A 3,236-nucleotide genomic window follows, 5' to 3' on the forward strand; every position below is an offset into this window, starting at 1 on the left:
ACATCCGAGCTGTTGGCAATCAACTGCTCTGGGCTCAAGGTGATGGTGCCGTCTTCGTTCATTTGGTAAGACGTCGACCCCGCCACTGGCGCGTCGTTGACGTCGGTGACCGTCACATCAATGTTGGCTTGAACTGTATCCGTTCCATCTGATACATCAAAGCTGAAGTTCACATCACCATTGAAGTTCTCGTTTGGTGCAAAGCTGTAGCTGCCATCCCCGTTATCAGTAAGAACACCATCAGCCCCCGTATACGTAACACCTTCAACAGACAGGTCATCACCATCAATGTCGGTCGCACCGGTAAGCAAGTCTTCATCAGTGAAGTTCAAGATACCGTCTTCACCAATACTGAAGGTTTGATCTTGTGGTTGTGGTAAATCATTAACTGGATTGACCGTTAGATCTGCAGTCGCGACAAGCGTATCGGTACCGTCACTGATATCAAACGTTAGATCGATATCACCGTTAAAGTTCGCATCCGGCGTAATGGTAAAGCTACCATCGTCGTTAGCCGTAACCGTTGCATCCCCATCAACCAGCAAGTTAGATGCAGTAAGGTCGTCGCCCTCTACATCGTCAGCTTGAGAGAGAAGTTGCTCTTGACTCAAGGTAATCGAGCCGTCTTCCTCAATACTGTAAGCTAGCTCGCCAGAGACTGGAACATCGTTAATAGGCAAGACATCAACCGTAATGTAGGTATCAACCTGAGTACCGTCTTCATCTTGAATAGTCACATCCAACTGCACTTGGCCGTTGAAGTTTTCATTCGGAGCGAAACTGCATGTACCGTCACCATTGATAGAGAAGATACCATCAGGGCCGTCGTAGTTGATCTCTACAAGTTCAACATCGCCTTCAATATCTGATGCGTTGAGTAGAACTTGAGACTCATTGAAAGTCAGCACAGAATCTTCGTCAATAGTGTATGACGTTGGACCAGCAACCGGTGGATCGTTCACCTCAAGAACGGTAATACCAGCGGTAGTCGATTCAGCGACATTGTCTTCATCGACAACAACTACATCTAGGCTAACTTCGCCGTTGAAGTTCTCATTTGGAGAGAAGGTATATGTGCCGTCGCCATTGATTTCAAGGACACCGTCACTGCCACTGTAAGTTACGCTATCAATCGCTACTTCACCTTCAATATCTGAAGAGTTCGCTAGTAATTGTTCGTTACTGATAGTGATCGAGTTGTCTTCATGAACTGTGTAAGACGTGCTCCCCGCAACTGGTGGATCGTTCTCTGGTGTCACGTTGACATCAATGTTAGCAGTAACCGTGTCGGTACCATCTGAAACATCAAACGTAAAGTTAACATCACCATTGAAGTTTTCATTTGGTGCAAAGCTGTATGTACCATCACCATTGTCGGTTAGGACACCATCAGTACCGGTATAAATGACACCGTCAACACTTAGGTCGTCCCCTTCAATGTCCGTTGCACCCGTTAATAGGTCTTGGTCATTGAACGTGAGTACGCCATCCTCAGCAACGGTAAACGCTTGGTCTTGCGCTTCTGGTCCATCATTGACCGGTGAAACCGTTAGCTCTAGGTTGGTAGATACAACATCATCACCATCAGATACATCAAACGTAAAGGTAACATCACCATTGAAGTCAGCGTCTGGCGTTAATGTGTATGTACCATCACCGTTATCGGAGATGCTTACGCTATCATCATCGGTAGCTAGGTTCAGAGCCGTAAGTTGATCACCATCCAAATCGCGAGCATTCGCCAATAGGTCTTCTTGCGTAATGATGATTGAACCATCTTCTTCAACTGTCGCTGATACAGGTAGAGCCTCAGGGACATGTTCAATATGCGAACCAGTCGCATTAATGTGAATAGTTTGAGAAACCGTTTCAGAGTCGTCATTCGATAACTCCGTTGCGGTTGCACTCACGTTGACTTCAAATTCCTCGTTAAAGTCTTCTGGTAACTGGATTTGCAGTTGGTTTTCGATCGCTGTTGTTGGCAGGTTGACCGTGCCATCAGGCCCAACAGTGACTTCACCGCTATAGATTTGGCTGTTGACCTCACCGACATCAATAGTGAAATTGAAATCAGAGTAGTCAGCATCACCGCCGCCATACAAATCTTCAAAACCGTAAACCAACTCACCATCTTCGTTGACAGTAGTACGAGTATGCTCAATACCATCTTGATTCAAGTCAGTGCTTGAGCCGCCATGGAACACGGCATCACCAAACTGACTTTGAACCACAGTTTCTGAGCCATTGGCATCAACAAATACCAATTGCGGATCAACAGTATCCATAGTCGCAGGGGAACCATCTGCGTCACGGAACTCGTATTGACCTTCCTGCATGGCATCAAAATCATTGAAGTTATTACCATTCGGAATCAAGAACAGATTGAAGCTTTCACCTTCCTCGACTTGGAAAGTAAATTGATCTTGCCCAGGCACGAGGTCACCGCCACCACCAACTTCTGAGGCATTTTCGTAAACAACTTCAACCCCGGTGATATTACCGTCTTCGTCGACCTTGTAGTAACCCGCTGCATTTTGGTAGCCAGCCGTCTCACCCTCAAACGTTACTGTGATTTCTGTATCGTTATAACTGGTAATACCGTTATCTTGGTCATTCAGAACACCTTCATTATCGTATTGAATGACTGAGCCTTCAGGCACACCATCTACCGTAACGGTTAATGTTTCTGACAAATCTTGGTCAACCAACGCTGCTGCGATGTTCAACTCAACAATGCCGCCGGGCTCAACCAAAAGGACTTGGTCGTCAACGTTGACGCCATCACCGTCAGTGATTACAAGATCCGGAGCATCCGCTACAGCCTCAATGTGGACACTGATATCTTGCTCAACCTCAGCGGTACCATCCGTAGCGGTGAAGCTAAGCTGTAAGTCACCACTGAAATTTTCTTCAGGAACAAAGCTGAACGTACCATCGCCGTTATCTGTTACTGTGCCTTCATCACCGGAGTAATTGACACTCGTAACCGTTAGGTCATCACCATCAATATCAGTAGCACCACTTAACAGGTCTTCTTGAGTAAAGAGGATGCTACCATCCTCTTCGATGTGGTACATACTTGGAGCAACAACTAGAATGTCATTCACCGGATTTACGGTTAAATCCACGCCCGCTTGCACGGTCTCTGTGCCATCGGATACATCGAAGCTTAGGTCGATGTCGCCATTGAAGTCTGCATCTGGCGTGATGGTAAACGAGCCATCCTCGTTTGCGGT

The 3,236-nt window shown here is 46.6% G+C and carries 1 protein-coding gene; it reads right to left on the minus strand.

Features of this window, described 5'->3' with window-relative positions:
• Positions 1-3,236 (minus strand): tandem-95 repeat protein (locus Q1A70_RS19375; RefSeq protein ID WP_299697567.1); only part of this gene is annotated, 3,236 nt, incomplete at both ends.

Origin of the sequence: uncultured Vibrio sp. (assembly GCF_947488985.1) — a bacterium.
GTDB lineage: Bacteria > Pseudomonadota > Gammaproteobacteria > Enterobacterales > Vibrionaceae > Vibrio.